This window comes from Streptomyces albiflavescens (assembly GCF_014645835.1).
In the GTDB taxonomy this organism is placed as follows: Bacteria; Actinomycetota; Actinomycetes; order Streptomycetales; family Streptomycetaceae; genus Streptomyces; species Streptomyces albiflavescens.
The window spans coordinates 1-13,444 of the sequence record NZ_BMMM01000005.1; the positions used below are offsets into that span (position 1 = coordinate 1).

9 protein-coding genes are annotated in these 13,444 nt (G+C 72.2%); 5 read left to right on the forward strand and 4 right to left on the reverse strand.

Features of this window, described 5'->3' with window-relative positions; translation table 11 throughout:
• Positions 1-162: 162 nt before the first annotated feature.
• Positions 163-1,011: a hypothetical protein gene (locus IEY95_RS14985; protein ID WP_189186528.1), complete on the forward strand. Its 849-nt coding sequence runs from the start codon at positions 163-165 to the stop codon at positions 1,009-1,011.
• 4 nt (positions 1,012-1,015) lie between these two features.
• Here IEY95_RS14985 and IEY95_RS14990 read toward each other — a convergent pair whose 3' ends face one another.
• Together IEY95_RS14990 and IEY95_RS14995 are read right to left on the reverse strand one after the other, a co-directional pair.
• Positions 1,016-1,570, reverse strand: a complete 555-nt coding sequence (locus IEY95_RS14990; RefSeq protein WP_189186529.1) for a TetR/AcrR family transcriptional regulator — start codon at positions 1,568-1,570, stop codon at positions 1,016-1,018.
• A complete protein-coding gene (locus tag IEY95_RS14995; RefSeq protein WP_189186530.1) occupies positions 1,567-1,929 on the reverse strand; it encodes a DUF1304 domain-containing protein in 363 nt (120 codons plus the stop codon). Before IEY95_RS14995 ends, IEY95_RS14990 begins: the two co-directional genes overlap by 4 nt.
• Positions 1,930-2,093: 164 nt before the next feature.
• Between IEY95_RS14995 and IEY95_RS15000 the strand changes: the two genes are divergently transcribed.
• Positions 2,094-3,686, forward strand: a complete 1,593-nt coding sequence (locus IEY95_RS15000) for a bactofilin family protein (protein WP_189186531.1) — start codon at positions 2,094-2,096, stop codon at positions 3,684-3,686.
• Positions 3,687-3,688: 2 nt separating this feature from the next.
• On the opposite strand, the gene IEY95_RS15005 is transcribed toward IEY95_RS15000, so the two are convergent.
• Together IEY95_RS15005 and IEY95_RS15010 are read right to left on the reverse strand one after the other, a co-directional pair.
• The gene (locus tag IEY95_RS15005; protein WP_189186532.1) at positions 3,689-4,900 is read right to left on the reverse strand and encodes a PucR family transcriptional regulator; all 1,212 of its coding nucleotides are present in this window, start codon (positions 4,898-4,900) and stop codon (positions 3,689-3,691) included.
• Positions 4,901-5,004: 104 nt separating this feature from the next.
• Positions 5,005-6,477: an MFS transporter gene (locus IEY95_RS15010; RefSeq protein WP_229702963.1), complete on the reverse strand. Its 1,473-nt coding sequence runs from the start codon at positions 6,475-6,477 to the stop codon at positions 5,005-5,007.
• A gap of 258 nt (positions 6,478-6,735) precedes the next feature.
• On the opposite strand from IEY95_RS15010, the gene IEY95_RS15015 reads away from it, so the two are divergent.
• From IEY95_RS15015 to IEY95_RS15025, 3 genes are read left to right on the forward strand one after another with little or no spacing between them, the layout of a single operon-like run.
• Entirely contained in the window at positions 6,736-8,445 is a 1,710-nt protein-coding gene (locus IEY95_RS15015; protein ID WP_189186534.1) for a fatty acyl-AMP ligase, read from the forward strand.
• Positions 8,442-12,440 carry a type I polyketide synthase gene (locus IEY95_RS15020; protein ID WP_189186535.1) on the forward strand — a complete coding sequence of 1,333 codons (3,999 nt, stop codon included), beginning with the start codon at positions 8,442-8,444 and terminating at the stop codon, positions 12,438-12,440. The genes IEY95_RS15015 and IEY95_RS15020 overlap by 4 nt, the downstream gene beginning before the upstream one ends.
• 29 nt (positions 12,441-12,469) lie before the next feature.
• On the forward strand, positions 12,470-13,432 hold the full coding sequence (locus IEY95_RS15025) for an alpha/beta hydrolase (RefSeq protein WP_189186536.1): 963 nt from the start codon (positions 12,470-12,472) through the stop codon (positions 13,430-13,432).
• Positions 13,433-13,444: the final 12 nt, after the last annotated feature.

The following is a 13,444-nucleotide window of genomic DNA, read 5'->3' on the forward strand; positions in this document are numbered from 1 at the left end:
GTGCGTCCACACCTCCAACATGCTCCCAAACAGGGCCGAGAGGAAGACCTAACGGAGTCCTACTAGGGGCCGCACGTGCCCGGCCACGCGCCGGCCGCCGAACGATCCGCGTCCCTCGTGCGTCACAGGAGCGAGATGGCGGTTCGGGGAACAGGGGTGGGCATGCGCAAGTGGATCGCGGCGGCGGCTCTCGTCGGCCTGACGGTGGTGGGGTGCGACGACGGGACACGCGACGACCTCGTGGTCGAGGGAACGCCCCCGGCCACCCCGTACTCCGGAGCGCTGGACGTGCCGGTCAAGGAGACCGGCGACGATGGCGTGCGCGCGGCCATGGAGAGTTCGGGCGCGGCGGGCCGGGCGCTGGAGTGCGACGGCGAGATCTACCTGGGCGGCGGGGGCGACAGGTGGAGCAGGGAGGACGGCGGCTCGACGCCGGAGGAGGGCCTGAACGCCTACTTCGACATGGACCAGCCAGAGCTGCCGGACCACGGCTACCGGGTGGAGCGCAGGGAAAAGGACCGCGTCCTGTTCTCCTACGACGTCCGGGGCAGGACCAAAGTGGCCGTCGTGGTCGCCAAGGACCAGCCGCACCGTCCCGGCTGGGGCCCGGAGACCAACGCCTCCTGCGACCCCTCCGAACTCCCGGCGAGCTTCACCGACTCGCGGTACGAGATCTGGACGGATCGGGACGGCCGCCGCGTGCCCACCACCGAGGTGAGCAGCTCGGCCGGCGCGGAACATTGCGACTGGGAAAGCGCGCACTTCCTGTGGCTGGGCCAGGGCAAGGAGCTCAGGCAGTACGCGCGCGATCCACACAGGGTGCTCGGAAGCGAGGTGCTCACCGCCGCGTACGACCAGGACGCCCGTATGCCGGTCGGCGCGCGGGACACCGGCTACCGCTTCCACGACTGGGAACTCTGGCTGACGGCGGGCAAGTCGACGGCGTACATCCGGACACCCGACGGCGTGGAGGCGTGGCCCGCGACCAAGCAGCAGGTGGGCTGCAAGTGATCCGTCAGCGGCTGCGGTGCAGGGCGACGAGCAACTGCCAGACCTGATCGGCGACTTCCTCCGGGCTGCCCTCCAGCAGGCCGTGCAGCCAGTCGGCGAGGACCCCCGCGAAGGTGGCGGCGACAGCGGAGGCCACGAGCGGGGCGTCCGGGGCGCCCACGAGGGTGCGCTCGGCCAGGCTGCGGGCGCGCAGATCCCGGTGCAGCACGAGACCGAGGGGGCCACCGCCGCCCGGGCCGAGGAGTGCGCGATAGAGGGGGGCATGGGGGGCCAGTTCGGCGAAGAACGTGCGGAGGGCGGGTGGCGCGGACACCGGGTCGGGTCGCCCGCGCCACGCGTGCAGTGCCTCCACGGCGTCGCCCACGACATCGGCGCAGGCGTCGACGGCCAGCGCCTCCAGGTCGGTGTAGTGCACGTAGAACGTGGCCCGGCCGACCCCCGCCCGCCGCACCAGCGCGGCGACGCCGACCTCCTCCAGCGGCCGCTCGGCGCACTCCTCCAGCAGTGCCTGCCGCAGCTTCGCCCGGGTCCGGGCTGCCCGCGGGTCCTCGGGCGTCACCGCGCGACGAGGACGGCGGCCAGGGCGACCGCGCCGGGCAGGGCCTGCGCGAAGAGGATGCGGCGGTTCGCGGTGACCGATCCGTACACACCCGCGATCACGACGCACACCAGGAAGAAGACCTGCACGCGGAACCCGGTGGGATCCGCGGCGATCAGACCCCACACCAGGCCCGCCGCCAGAAACCCGTTGTAGAGCCCCTGGTTGGCGGCCAGCGGCGCGGTCGCCCGGGCCATCTCCGGGTCGAACCCGTGCAGCCCCCGCCCCGGCTTCTTCTCCCACAGGAACATCTCCAGCACCAGGATGTAGGCGTGCAGCGCGGCCACAAGACCCACCAGCACATTCGCGACCGTATCCATCGTCGGCAAGCTCCCTCGTAAGTCGGTGTCGAGCGGTTGTTTCATGGACAGGTGTCCACTCTAGCTGGACATCTGTCCAGGAAGTCACGGGGTGCCTCGGGTTGCCCTGCGCACTCCCGGGGGTAGCGATGCACGGGATTTCCGTGGCTGGAGGGGGAGTTGACGTGTCGGGCAGCCTCGCGCCGGGTGGTTGGAGCGGGAGTGAACGGGGGATGTGGGCCGCTTTCCGCAGAGGGGAGTGGTTCGCGGACGGAGGCGAGGTACGGGCGTCCGTCGTGCGGAGGCTGTTGCTGGCGCCGCCTCCGGCCGAGGCGGGGCATCTGCCGCGGCTGAGGCTCAGGGACGTGCGGATCACCGGGCGGCTGGACCTGGCCGAGGCCGTTGTCGCGGGGACCTTACGGTTGCGCAACTGCCACTTCGAGCAAGCCCCCTGTCTCGACGGCGCGCACCTGGGGGCGCTGGAGATGCGCGACTGCGTGCTGCCGGGCCTGTCGGCCGTGGGCGTCACGACCGGCTGGAAGTGCGAGATCTCCGGGTGCCGGGTGGAGGGGCCCATAGATCTCTACGGCGCCTCGATCGGCGGCTCGCTGCACCTGGAGAACAGCCGCCTGACCGGGCATGGTGAGCGGCGCGGTGAGCGGGCGCTGCAGTTGCTGTGCGCCACCATCGGCGGGGACATCCAGGCCGGTACGGGGCTGCGCGTCGACGGCTGCACCGACCTGCGGGACACCTCCGTACGCGGCAGTGTCGTGCTCAAGCGGGCCGAGCTGCTCAATCCGTCGGGGCTCGCGCTCAAGGCCAACAGACTGCACATAGGAGGTGACTTGAACTGCCGCGGCGGGCTCGTCGCGCAGGGCACCGTCGATCTGTGCGACGCCCGGGTGGGTGGCGGCGCCCTCTTCGAAGGCGCCTCGCTCACCGCTGAACAAGGGCCCGCGCTGCGCGCCCACGGCATAGACGTGGGTGCCGTGTTCAACTGCTGCGACGGGTTCACGGCGCGCGGCAGAGTCACGCTCAGCAGCATCACTGTGCGCAGCCGGGTCTGCTTCCAGGACGCCGTGATCGACGTGCCGTCCGGGACTCCCGCCCTCACCTGTCGCCGCTCCACCGCGTCCGAACTCCATCTGCGCCCTCGCGAGCCCATGCGCGGAACCGTCGACCTCAGCCACACCCGCCTGACGATCCTGCGCGGCACACCGGACAGCTGGCCGACCGCGGTGCGCCTGGAAGGGGTCGTCTACGAGAGCCTGCTGCCCCAACTCCCCGCCGTACAGCGGCTTCCTCTGCTCGCCGGCGATCCCGAGGGCTTCACCCCCCAGCCGTACGAACAGCTGGCAGCCGCGTATCGCCAGCACGGTCACGACGGAGACGCGCGCACGGTCCTGCTCGCCAAACAGCGGCGCCTGCGCGCCACGCTGCCGTGGCCGGGGCGGGTGTGGAGCGGTCTCCAGAACATCACCGTGGGTTACGGCTATCGGCCGATGCGCGCCGTGTGGTGGCTGTGCGCGATCATGCTCAGCGGGATCCTGCTGTTCACGCGGTGGCCCCCGCAGGCCATCGACCCGGGCAAGCCGCCTCACTTCCAGGCGGCGATCTACACCTTCGACCTGGTGCTGCCGCTCGTCGACTTCGGGCAGGAGCAGGCGTTCAGCCCCCGCGGCGGACTGCAGTGGGCGGCCGTGGTCCTCGTGTGCCTGGGCTGGCTGCTCGCGACGACGGCCGCCGCGGGTGCCAACCGCATGTTGCGTAGAGCGTGACCTCACTGACCCCGCCGGGACACGGCCGTCAGCCGTAGGGCCAGCGCCCGTAACGCCAGCTGCATCTCGAACTGGACCGTAGGATCGTGCAGTTGGTCCCCGAACAGCTCGTCCAGCTGCCGCATCCGATAGCGCACCGTCTGCGGATGCACGGCGAGCCGCGCCGCCACCTCGCTGGCGTTGTGCCCGGACTGCAACCAGCTCAGCAGCGTCTCCGCCAGCCGCTCCCGCTGCGGTGAGCGCACCGCGTTCAGCGGACTCAGCCGACGCTCGGCCATCGCATCCACCAGGGCCTCGTCGCGGAAGAGCAGCAGGGTGGCCAAATGCTCCTGGCAGCACACCAGTTCCGTGTCGGGCAGGATGCCCCGCCGTACCAGATCGAGTGCCTCGGCCGCCCAGCGCAACGAGCGGGCGCCTTCCTGGAGCGTGACGGTCGGCCCCATCGCCGCACGCAATCCGTGCAGCGCCCCGGCGACCGCCCGCCTGCGCCCCGGCCCGTCGGGGTCGGGCACGACCAGAACGGACGGCTGCACATCGAACCGCGCCAGGAACTCCGGCGGCACGATCGGTCGCGCCGCCGGGGCGGGCCGCGGCCCGAAGTCGATCGCGACCACTGCCACGGCCCGCGGGACCGGCCAGCGCGCCGTGTGCGCGAGATCGCTGATCGCCTCGGCCGACGCGGGCGGATCGGCGGTGAGCAGGTCGATCAGCCGCGTGCGCCGTTGCTGCAACTCGCCCGCCGCGTGCAGTCGCGCCTCCGTGTAGCCCGCGGTCGTCGCGGCCGCCATCTCGTCCAGATGCAGGAACAGCGCCTCGCCGAAGGCGGCCAGCACCTTGCGGGGCAGCAACTCGGCGTCGACCAGCGCGTTGACCCGGCGCCAGGTCACCCGGGCGCCGAGACGCAGAGCGGACTGGAACGAGTCGAGACTGCGCCCCTCGTCCGCCTCACCCCGCCCGATGCGCTGGTAGGTCGCCGTCACCGGCTCCCAGTCCGTGTCCGGCTTCGCCATCCGCTCCAGGAACCCCTGCAACGCGTGCTCCACACCGCGGTGCACGACCTGCATGTACGTGTCGTCCGTAGGGCGCGCGTACTCGGGGATCTCGGTCTTGATCGCTCGGACGACCTCTTCCCTGATGTCGTCGAAGAACGGTCTGAGGTGGTCGTGCAGGTCCGAAGGGAACGCCTTGAACGGGCCGTTGGGCTCATCGTCCATCGCTCGGGCTCCCTCCTGTGCGCCGGGTCAGCGGCTCGGAGACAATACCCGCCAGTAACCGGCCGGGGCTCATCAAAGGCGGACAGACATCGGGGTGAGGATTGTCACTTGGTGACGACCCGGCCGGGTGCGCCGGGCCCCGTGCCGTTCCGCCGCTTGACCTCTCTGCCCCGGCTTCGCGCAACCACCCGCCGATGCCGGCCACGGCGGCGCAGTGCGACCAGGGTGACGAGCGCACCCGCCAGGACGCAGCAGGCCGCGAGACGCAGCCCAAGGTCGTACCCGGCCAGGAACGCATTGCGCGGATCCGATCCGGACCGCAGTTCGGAGCGCTCGCGGCGGGTGAGGACCACACCGACCAGCACCACCCCGAACACGCCGGAGACCTCGCGGGCCGCGCTGACCAGTCCGCCGGCCATCCCCGTGCTCCGGTCCGGAACCCCGGCGAGGCAGCGCACGGTCAGCGGAGTGGTCAGCGCGGAACCCGCGCCGATCAGCAGCAGCCCGGGCTGCAGATCCCAGTACCCCGCGTGCGCCCCGGTGCCCGATACATGGAGCAGGCCGAGCGCCACCAGCCCGAGCCCCACGGCGATCGAGACATGGGCGCCGAGGCGCCGTGCCGTCGGCTCGGCCAGCGGTGTGCACAGCAACAGGACTCCGGCCAGCGGGAGGAAGGCCAGGCCTGCCCGGGTCGGTGAGAACCCCAGAATCCGCTGGAGGTAGAGGGCCGTGGAGAAGAAGACGCCGTTGACGCCGATGCCCCACAGCACCTGCGCCAGCACCCCGCCGGTCAGGAACCGGTCGCGCAACAGCCGCAGTTCGACGAGCGGGCGCGGGGTGCGTGCCTGTACCACGACGAACACGCAGGCGGCGAGCGCCGACACGCCGAAACACAGCGGCACGGGACCGCTGTCGAAGCCGTGCTCGCCGCCGCGCACGAGCCCGTACGTGAGGAGGTAGAGCGAGACGACCGAGAGGAGCACGCCGGGCAGGTCGAGGGCGCCGCGCACGGGCTCGCCGGATCCGGCGGGGACGGCTGACACCAGCGGGAGGGCGAGCAGCCCGAGGGGAACGTTCAGTGCGAACACCCAGCTCCAGGACCACTGTTGGGTGATGAAGCCACCCACCACGGGCCCCAGCGCCAGCGCCAGGGCAAGGGCCGCGGTCCACAGCCCGACGGCGGTCGAACGCCGCCGCGCGGGCAGATCGGCGGCCACGACGGCCAGCGAGGCCGGGATGACCAGGGCCGCTCCGACCCCCTGCACCGTGCGGGCCGCGACGAGGGTGCCCCCGCTGTCCGCCAGGGCCGCCGCGCCCGAGGCTGCCGTGAAGACTGCGATTCCGGTGGCCAGCACGGCCCGGCGTCCGAAGAGGTCGGTCAGCCGCCCGCCGGGCAGCAGCAGCGCGCCGAAACTGAGTACATAACTGGCGGCCACCCACTCCAAGTCGGTCACGGTCAGGCCGAGTTCGCGCTGCACGGTGGGCAGGGCGACATTGACCACCGTGTTGTCGAGTGTCGTGAGGAAACCGGTCAGCGCGAGCAGTGCCAGCAGCGCGAACAGCCGTCCACGTCCCACCGTCGTCGCTCCCTCCATGCGCCTCGCCACCCGATTTCGGGTGACATGGATTGTCCGGGGCGCGCCGTCGCCGTGGCTCTGTCCCCGGGGGCCGAATCGGGACCACGGCTTTGTCAGCGAGCTGACAGAAGAGGGAGGACGAACTGTCAACAGGTCGTCTAACCCGACCGGCATCCCGCGTCGGACGCTGGTGCATCACCCCACCGTTCGCCCGCCCCCAGGGCAACAGCACCACCTTCCCCACGAGTTGGAGCCGCCATGACCTCCGCCCGGCCAGATGCCGACGCTCCACTGCCGGACCATCTGCGGTACTGGGCCCTCCGCCGGCCGCAGCAACGCGCCTTCAGCCACGTCCACTTCCCCAACGCGGCCTCCGAAGGACTGCACCGCACCCTGGGCTGGCGGGCCCTGGACGCCCGCGCCCGCGCCGTCGCAGACCGGCTGGTCGCCCTCGTCGCTCCCGGAGACAGGGCCGCCCTGGTCATGCCGCAGGGGCTCGACTACGCGGCTGCCTTCCTCGGCTGCCTCTACGCCCGGGTGATTGCCGTGCCCCTCTTCGGCCCCCAACTCCCGGGCCATGAGAGCAGGTTGGCGGCCGTCCTGGCCGACTGCGAACCCGCCTGTCTGCTCTCCGACTCGACCACTGCGATCGCCGTGGAGGCCTTTGTCCTGGATCACGACCTGCCCGTGGTGCCGGTCGTCCCCGTCGACCAACTCGCCCTCCAGCGCTTCGCGTTCGACGAGGTCGAAGACGTGCCGGCCCCCGACGACATCGCGTACCTCCAGTACACGTCGGGCTCCACGAGCGAACCGGCCGGCGTGATGATCAGCCACGCCAACGTCGTCGCCAACGCCCGCCAGGCCATCGACGCCTTCGGCGTGGACCCCGGGGCCACCACCACGGTCGGCTGGCTGCCGCTCTTCCACGACATGGGCCTGGTCCTGAGCATCGCCGCGCCCGTCGTGGGCGGCTTCCCGTCCGTCCTGATGGACCCGGTGGCCTTCCTCGAGGAACCCGCGCGCTGGCTGCGCCTGCTGAGCGCGTACGACGGGACGATCGGCGCCGCCCCGAACTTCGCGTACGACTACTGCGTGGCCCGCACCGACCCGGCCGTGCTCGACGAACTGCGCCTGGACCGCGTACGGGTGCTCATCAACGGCAGTGAGCCGGTGCGGCAGGGCACGATCGACCGCTTCCACGCCACGTTCGCGCCCGCGGGCCTGAATCCGGCGACCCACGCACCCGCGTACGGACTAGCGGAGGCCACGGTGTTCGTGACGGCGGACGCGGGCGCGACGCCTCCCACGACCGTGGTGTGCGACGCGGGCGCGCTGGCGGAGGGGCGCGTCGAAGTCCTGCCGGATGCGGAGGACGCGGCCGTACTCGTCTCGTGCGGGGTGCCCGCCGGACAGGAAGTGGAGATCGTCGACGCGGACGGCGAACGGCTGCCGGAGGATTGCGTCGGCGAGATCCGGCTGCGCGGTCCGAACATCGGGCGCGGCTACTGGAAACGGGCCGACCGGGCCTTCTGCGATCCGCAGGGCCGACTTCGCACCGGTGACCTGGGTGCCGTGCACGACGGGCGGCTACTGGTCACCGGGCGCCTGAAGGACGTGATCATCGTCGACGGGCGGAACCACTATCCCCAGGACATCGAGCGGACCGTGGAGATCTCCGTGGACGTCGTCCGCCAAGGCCGGCTTGCCGCGTTCGGCGTACCCCGCGCGGACAGCACCGGCGAACAACTCGTCGTGGTGGCCGAGCACCGCCGCGGCGCCGAGCCCACGGCGGACGCGGCCCGCCAAGCGGAACGCACCGTACGGGCTGCCGTTTCGGCACGCCACGGGCTGCGACTCGGCGGGCTGCTGATCGTCCCACCGGGCTCCGTGCCCCGCACGAGCAGCGGAAAGGTGGCCCGGACGGCCGCTCGGGCGCGTTATCTCGACGGGGGGTTCGATCCCCGATGAGCCCCTCGCGCACGGAGATTCGCGGTGTGATCATCGGCCGGCTGCGCGCCTGGTACGCCCTGGACCCCGCCGACATCACCGACGACCGGCCACTGGCGGAACTGGGGCTCACCTCGCGCGACGCGGTGGCCCTGACCGCGCTGCTCGGCGACCTGGTGGGGCGGCGACTGCCGGACACGCTGTTGTGGGACACGGGCACGATCGACGCTCTGGTGGCGCGGCTCACGCAGAAGCCTCCCCGGACGGCGGCGCCGAAGACTCCCCAGGGACCCGCGACAGCGATCGCGGTCATCGGCCTCGGCTGCCGCTTCCCCGGCGGCGCCGATACGCCCGACGCGTACTGGCGCCTGCTCACCGAGGCCCGGGACGCGATCGGCACCGTCCCCGCCGGCCGATGGGAACCGACCGCATACGGCGGCGTCCGAGGAGAGCCCTCCCTGCAGTCAGACGTCATCCGGCACGGCGCCTATCTCGACGACATCGCGGGCTTCGACGCCGAGTTCTTCGGCATCGGCGCGCACGAGGCCGCGACCATGGACCCCCAGCACCGCATGCTCCTCGAAGTCACCCGCGAGGCACTCGATCATGCCGCGCTGCCCGTCACGGAGCTCGCGGGCAGCCGGACCGGCGTCTTCGTCGGCATCAGCGGCAACGAGTACGCGCATCTCACGGCGGCCGCGCCCGACGCCTGGACGGCCACGGGCGCCGCGCTGAGCATCGCGGCGGGCCGTCTTTCCTACGCCCTCGACCTGCGCGGCCCGAGCCTGGCCGTCGACACGGCGTGCTCGTCCTCCCTGGTCGCGGTCCATCACGCCGTACGCGCCCTCCTGACGGGAGAGTGCGACACCGCGCTCGCCGCCGGGGTGAACGTGCTGCTCACGTCCGCCGTCACGCTCGGCTTGCAGCGGGCGGGTGCGCTGTCGCCGGTCGGCCGCTGCAAGGCCTTCGACGCGACGGCCGACGGGATCGTCCGCGGTGAGGGATGCGGTGTCCTCGTACTCAAGCCGCTCGCGGACGCCGAACGCGACGGCGACCGCGTCCTTGCGGTCGTCCGCTCGACGGCCGTCAACTCCGACGGACGGTCCAACGGCCTGACGGCCCCCAATGGCGAGGCCCAGCGCGCCCTGCTCACCGAGGCGCACAGCGACCCCAGGACCGTCGACTACGTCGAAGCCCACGGCACCGGCACACCCCTCGGGGACCCCATCGAGGCGGGCGCCCTCGGCGCGGTGCTCGGCGCCGGGCGCGATCTGGACCAGCCCCTGCTGATCGGATCGGCCAAGACCAACCTCGGACACCTGGAGGCCGCCGCCGGAATCGCCGGGCTCATCAAGACCGTACTGGCCCTCCAGCACGGCGAGATCCCGCCCCAGCTGCACTTCACCCGCCCCGGCCGGCACGCCGACCTCGACGGACTCGGCCTGCGCGTCGTGACCTCGGCCGAGCCGTGGCCGCGCTATTCGGGAACGGCCACCGCGGGCGTCTCAGCCTTCGGATTCGGCGGCACGAACGCCCATGTCGTCCTCGCCGAACACCGAACGAGCGCCCGCCCCTTCGGGCCGAGCGGACAGCCCGCCCTGCTGCTCATCGACGGCCCGACCCAGGACCGGGTTCGGTCGTACGCAGGTGAGCTCGCCGACTGGCTCCCCGGCGCCCCACGCGTACCCGACACCGACGTGGCCCGCACCCTCGCGGGCCGCACGGGCCGGGGACCCTGTCGCGCGGCCGTCGTGACCCGTGACAGAGCCGAGACGGCCAAGGCTCTGCGGTGCCTGGCCGCGGGCGAACCGTCGCCGCACCTGGTCACGGGCGAGGGGTCACCGGGCGGCCCCGGACCTGTATGGGTGTTCTCCGGGTACGGCTCCCAATGGCCTGGCATGGGACGGCGGCTCCTTGCCGCGGAACCGGCGTTCGCCGCCGCCGTCGAGCGGCTGGAGCCCCTGCTGCGCTGGCATGCGGGCGTCTCCCTCACCACGAGCCTGCGAACGGACGCCGATCCGACCTCACCCGCCGTCGTCATGCCCGTCCTGTACGGCATCCAGCTCGCCCTCGCCGAGCTGTGGCGGTCCTACGGCTTCGAACCCGCCGCAGTGATCGGCCACTCGCTGGGCGAGATCGCCGCCTCTGTCGTCTCCGGGGCCCTCGATCCGGTGACCGGCGCGCGGATCGTCGCCGTACGCTCCCGGCTCCTTGCGGGACTCACCGGCGGCGCCATGGCCGTGGTCGACCGCTCCGAGCGCGACATCCACGTGCTGGCCAGGGACCTGCCCACCCTCCAGGTCGCCGTCCACGCCTCGCCGGCGCAGAGCGTGGTGACGGGGTCCGCCGACGATGTGGCGAGCCTGGTGGCCAGGGTGACGGCGGAGGGCGGGTTCGCGCAGTCGCTGGGGGTGTCGGGGGCCGGGCACTCGCCCGAAGTGGAGCCACTGCTGGGTGAGTTCGCGCGCGAGCTGGGTGAGGTGCCGTCGAGCGACCCCCAGTGTCGACGCTACTCGACCGTGCTCGACGACCCCCGGGGCACCGCCCCGCACGACGCCGCGTATTGGGTGGCGAACCTGCGACGGCCCGTCCGGTTCGCCCAGGCCGTGCGGGCGGCAGCCGAGGACGGTCACCGCATCTTCGTCGAAGTCGCGCCGCACGCCACCCAGTTGCACCCCCTGACCGACACCTTGCCGGAGGGCTCGCTCGTCGTCCCCACCCTGCGCAAGAACACCGACGACGCACTGACCTTCCGCACCTCACTCGCCACGCTGCTCGTGAACGGCGTACGGGTCACCGGGCTCCGTGAGCGGCTCGGCGGCCGCATCGTGGACGTGCCCTCGCCGCGCTGGCGCCACCGCCGCTTCTGGTTCGGGGAGGAGACCGGGCCGGCCACGATCGCCCCCGCGGCGCGCGACGCGGGTCTCGTCGAGCGGCTCCGCGGGTGCGTGGCGGGGGTCATGGGATACGCCCCCGACCGGATCGACCCCGATGTGCCTCTGACCGACCTCGGCCTCGACTCGCTGACGGCTGTGCGGATGCGGGGCGCGGTGGAGCGCGAGTTCGGGGTCACCGTCGCGCCGGGGACGCTGCTCGGACGGGGAACCCTGCGAGCGGTGGCCGAGCTGTTGGGCGACTCCGTGGGACCCTCGACCCCTCCGGATCCCGAGGAGCTGCGCGGTACCGCTGCCCCGGACGGCGAGAAGCCCGGTGGGACGCGCCTGCGTGTCTTCCCCTCCACCGGCCCCGGCATCCCTCTCTTCCTCGCCCACGCCGCGGGAGGCTCCTCCGGTGTTTACGCCCGGCTGGCCGAACGGCTCGGCGGAGAGCGGCCGTTGTACGGACTCGACCGGCAGGACGACCCCGACGACGTGCCCGGACGCGCGGTCGAGTTCGCGCGCCGCATCCGCGAGGTACAGCCCAACGGTCCGTGGATCGTGGGAGGTTGGTCGTACGGAGGTGTTCTCGCGCAGGAGACCGCTCGGTTGCTGACCGCGCACGGCACCGTCTCCGCGCTCGTTCTGCTCGACGCGGTACTGCCGCTGCCCGCACCGCCCGGCAGCACCCCGGCGGACACCGCTCGGCGCCGGTTCGCGGACTTCGCCGCGTATGTGGAACGCACCTACGGCGCCCCACTCGACCTGCCGTACGACGAACTCGCCGCCCTGGACGACACCGCGCAGATCGCCCTCGTGATGAAGATGCTCGGAGAGTCCGTGACGCTGCCGCCCTCCGCACTGGAGCACCAGCGGACCTCGTACCTCGATCTGCGCAGCGGCGAACGCCACCGGCCCGGGCGGTACGAGGGGCGAACGCTGCTGTACCGGGCGAGTGAGACCGCCCCGCACACGGTCCGCGACCCCCGTTACGAGCGCGCCGACGCGGCGCTCGGCTGGGACGCGTACTGCACCGACCTCACCGTCGCGCCGCTGCCGGGTCACCACCTGTCCCTGCTCGACCCACCGGTCGTCGACACGCTCGCTCGACTGCTCACCCGCGACCTGAGCGGCTCCTGACCCGCAGGACTCAGACGAGGAGCAAACCCGTGCCCTTACGCCGCCCCACCCGCAGAAACGTCCTCCTCACGGCCACGACCGCCCTGGCCTCCACAGCGGTCGGCGTCACCCCGGCGGCGGGCGACAGTGCTCGCATCACCGCCGCGAAGTGGCTCGACCCCCGCACCGTCGACCTCACAGTGGCCTCGCCCGCGGTGGGCGCGTCGCTGCCCGTTCGCGTCGTCACGCCGACCGGCTACGCCACCCACCCCGACCGCACCTGGCCCGTTCTGTACCTGCTGCAGGGCGCGCACGACGACTACACATCCTGGACCCGGGAGACGGATGTCAGCGACTTCCTCGCCGGTCGGGGCGTCCTCGTCGTGATGCCGTCCTCGGGGCCCACCGGCATTCCGACCGACTGGTGGAACTACGGGATGTCCGGTGCCCCGGACTACGAAAAGTTCCAGGTGGACGAGGTCATGGCGCTGCTGCGGCAGCACTTCCGGGCGAACGGCCGACGTGCCGTGGCCGGGGTGTCCACCGGCGGGTACGGGGCGCTGGCGTTCGCCGCACGGCGACCCGGCGTGTTCGGTGCGGCGGCCTCGTACAGCGGAATCCTGGACACGACCGCGCCGGGCATGCCCACCGTGGCCGGCGCCATCGTGGCGCGGGAGTCGCTTGCGCCACTGGCTCTGTGGGGTAGCGCGCTGTTCAACAGGGACAACTGGAACCAGCACAACCCCTACGCCCTGGCGGGCGCTCTCGCGGGCACCGGACTGTACATCGCGCAGGGCAGCGGCCTGCCCAGCAGTGACTTCGGCAACCTCGAAGGAGCCGTCCTGGAAGGAACCCTGTGGAGCCAGGCCCATCGGTTCACGCGGCGGCTCGACGCGCTGGGCATCCCGGCCCAGGTGCACTTCTACAACGGCGGCTCGCACGCCTGGCCCTACTGGCAGCAGGAGTTCAAGGCCTCGTGGCCGACGCTCGCCGCGGGCCTCGGGCCGACCTGACTTCACGACGGA